This is a genomic window from Conyzicola sp. (assembly GCF_046714715.1).
Lineage (GTDB): Bacteria > Actinomycetota > Actinomycetes > Actinomycetales > Microbacteriaceae > Conyzicola.
Map to the genome: position 1 here is coordinate 1 of NZ_JBKKAD010000181.1, position 2,643 is coordinate 2,643.

The 2,643-nt window shown below is 68.3% G+C and carries 3 protein-coding genes; all 3 read right to left on the reverse strand.

Going from position 1 to position 2,643, the window contains the following annotated elements; genetic code table 11:
• Positions 1 to 106: 106 nt before the first annotated feature.
• Positions 107 to 1,171, reverse strand: coding sequence for a M4 family metallopeptidase (locus ACLQ6X_RS14685; RefSeq protein WP_411700903.1), 1,065 nt, complete (start codon positions 1,169 to 1,171; stop codon positions 107 to 109).
• Positions 1,172 to 1,358: 187 nt separating this feature from the next.
• Positions 1,359 to 2,168 carry a hypothetical protein gene (locus ACLQ6X_RS14690; RefSeq protein WP_411700904.1) on the reverse strand — a complete coding sequence of 270 codons (810 nt, stop codon included), beginning with the start codon at positions 2,166 to 2,168 and terminating at the stop codon, positions 1,359 to 1,361.
• An 88-nt stretch (positions 2,169 to 2,256) separates the two neighbouring features.
• Positions 2,257 to 2,517: a hypothetical protein gene (locus ACLQ6X_RS14695; RefSeq protein WP_411700905.1), complete on the reverse strand. Its 261-nt coding sequence runs from the start codon at positions 2,515 to 2,517 to the stop codon at positions 2,257 to 2,259.
• Between the last annotated feature and the right edge of the window lie 126 nt (positions 2,518 to 2,643).

A 2,643-nucleotide genomic window follows, 5' to 3' on the forward strand; every position in this document is an offset into this window, starting at 1 on the left:
GATGAGGGTGGCCCAGTCGACGTCGGGCGCATCCGCGGTGCCCGTGCGCCATTCGCGACGCAGCCCTGCGAAGCCGCCGGTGCGCACCACGGTGATCGACCAGGAGTCAGGCCGTGAGTCCGCCATCGTTGCCCACTTTCACGCCCACGGTGTGCCAGCCGGCACGAACCGCGCCGACTTCTGTCGACGATTCACCGTAGCGTGTGCCGGCCGCGCGCACCGTGGCTTCGGCGAACTGCTCGAAGGTCGTATCGGCGGCGAGCTCGAGGGTGATCGTGTCGAACCAGATCTGGCCGGCGCGCTTCCAGGCGTTTCCGCCGAGAGCCTCGGCCACGAGGTAGAAGGCCCGGTTCGGGATGCCGGAGTTGATGTGCACACCGCCGTTGTCGTCGTCGGTCTCGACGTAGTCGGACATGTGGCCGGGCTGCGGGTCTGTGCCGAGCACGTCGTCGTCGTAGGCGGTGCCGGGGGCCTTCATCGAGCGCAGGGCGGTGCCCTCCACCTCGTCGGTGAACAGGCCGGCGCCGATGAGCCAGCTGGCCTCGGTGACCGACTGGTCGAGGGCGTACTGTTCGACGAGCGAACCGAAGACGTCGGAGACCGACTCGTTGAGCGCCCCCGACTGGCCCTGGTACTCGAACCCGGCAGTGTACTGGGTGACGCCGTGCGCCAGTTCGTGTCCGATCACCGTGAGCGAGCTCGTGAATCGCCGGAAGATTTCGCCGTCACCGTCGCCGAAGACCATGCGGTCGCCGTCCCAGAAGGCGTTGTCGTAGTCGTCGCCGTAGTGCACCGTGGCGTTCAGGGGCAGCCCGGACCCGTCGATCGAGTCTCGCTCGTACACCTCGGAGTAGAGCGCGAAGGTGGCGCCCAGCCCGTCGTAGGCCTCGTCGACGGCGGTGTCGCTGATCGGCTCGTCGCCCTCCTCACGCACAACGGTTCCGGGCAGCGTCTCGATATTCTCGGCGTCGCTGATGGTGCGGTTCGGTCCGTCGGCCAGCTCGACGACGAGGTTGTTCGAAGCGTCGAGGCTGAAGTTGAGCCGGGCCGCTCGGCGCGGCTCGTCGTAGCGCAACGACCGCCGCGCGGCCCGTGCGGCGGCGGCAAAACGCTCGTCGTCGAGTTCGGCGATACGGGCGAGCAGATACGGGGGAACGATGCCGTGGACCATGCTGCGAGCCTAAGTGCCGCCCCCGACACAGCGCCAGCAAAGCGGAACCAGTGTGTGCGCCGCCGAGGCACGCACGACGCGGGCACGCACGAGTCGGGCACGGACGACCCAGACAAGAAAGGCCCGCCGTATGGCGGGCCTTTCTTTAGTGAACAGTGTCTGTGCCTTGGTCGGCGCAGGAGCGAGGTCAGACGGTGCGCGCCGGGGTGTCCTCGTCGATGGTGGCTTCGATGACCTCGGTGTTCGCCCGAGGTTCTGTCGGCGCCTTGGCCTCGGTGGTCGGGCTGAAGATGCGCGACGACGCGGGCGGCACGATCGGCGCGGAAGCGGGTGCCGAACTCGGCAGGTCGGTCTTCGCCGGGGCGGGTGCCTGGGCGGCGCGGGCGTGGGAAGCCGGTGCGGACTGGGTCGCGGCAGCGGGCACGACGACCGGCGCCTGCTGCGTGGCCTGCTCCGCCTTCCAACGTCGCTGACGCTCGATCAGGTCGGTGTCGTCGGACGCCGCATCGAGACGGAAGCGCTCGAGGTCGTTCTGGAAGATCTTGCGCGCGCGCTGCGGGCGGTGGTGCCACTCGATGAGGCGGTCGCGGTATTCGGCGAAGCCCTGGTCGGCCTGCACGCTGAAATTCGCCGAATTGCGCTTGATGTCGGCGAGCTGGTACTCGGCCCAGGCACTCGCCATCGCGGCGCCGGGTGCGGGGAGCAGGCGCACGCGGATGCTCGCGACGCTCGACTGCTGCTCGAAGTGGTCGCGGGTCTGGTTGGAGAGCCCGCTCCACTGCGACGCCTTCTCGCCGACGGCGATGAGCGCTTCGACGGCGGACGCGCGGTTGCCGCGCTCCTGACGGGCGAGGAGGCGTGAGATCGAGCCCCGCGCGATGATCGTGGCGATGACAGCCGCGACGATGATGGCGACGAAGGGAAGCAGCATGGTCGTTATGACCCGCGTGCCCTCGGTCGAATCGAACCACTCTAAGAAATCATTCCACCACTGCATGGGAGGAACCATACGCGCGCAATCCCGCTTAGCTGCGAGGCTGTCGCGTGTCGGCGAAACCCCGCCGTGCGCCGAGTTCGCCGCGCGCCTAGTTCATGCGGAAGCACTGCAGCGCCTCCTGCATGCTCCAGAACTCGCCGACCGGCACGAACCGCTGCTGCCGCACGATGAGGCGCTTCGCGCGATACCGGATGCCGCGGCTCTCGCTGAACCGTTCGATGTAGCCGACCACGTCGCCGGCCGGCCGCGTCACCCGCCAGAGCGAGTCGTGCAGTTGCGCGGCGGCGAGCCCCGGGATCGAGACGTCGGCGCGTGTGGCGGTGCTTGTTGCGAAGTCGAGGATGGTCACACTGATCTCCCGTTGTCGGCCGGCCCGGATTCGAATCGTCGCACTCGGAAAGGCGACATGATCAGGCTAAAAGCGGCCACCGACATCCGCCCGACAACGACAAAAGCGGCGCCCGTGGCGAACCAC

Coding starts and splice junctions, on each gene's coding strand:
- ACLQ6X_RS14685 (WP_411700903.1), bottom strand. CDS start 1,171: ATGGTCCACGGCATCGTTCCCCCGTATCTGCTCGCCCGTATCGCCGAA.
- ACLQ6X_RS14690 (WP_411700904.1), bottom strand. CDS start 2,168: ATGCAGTGGTGGAATGATTTCTTAGAGTGGTTCGATTCGACCGAGGGC.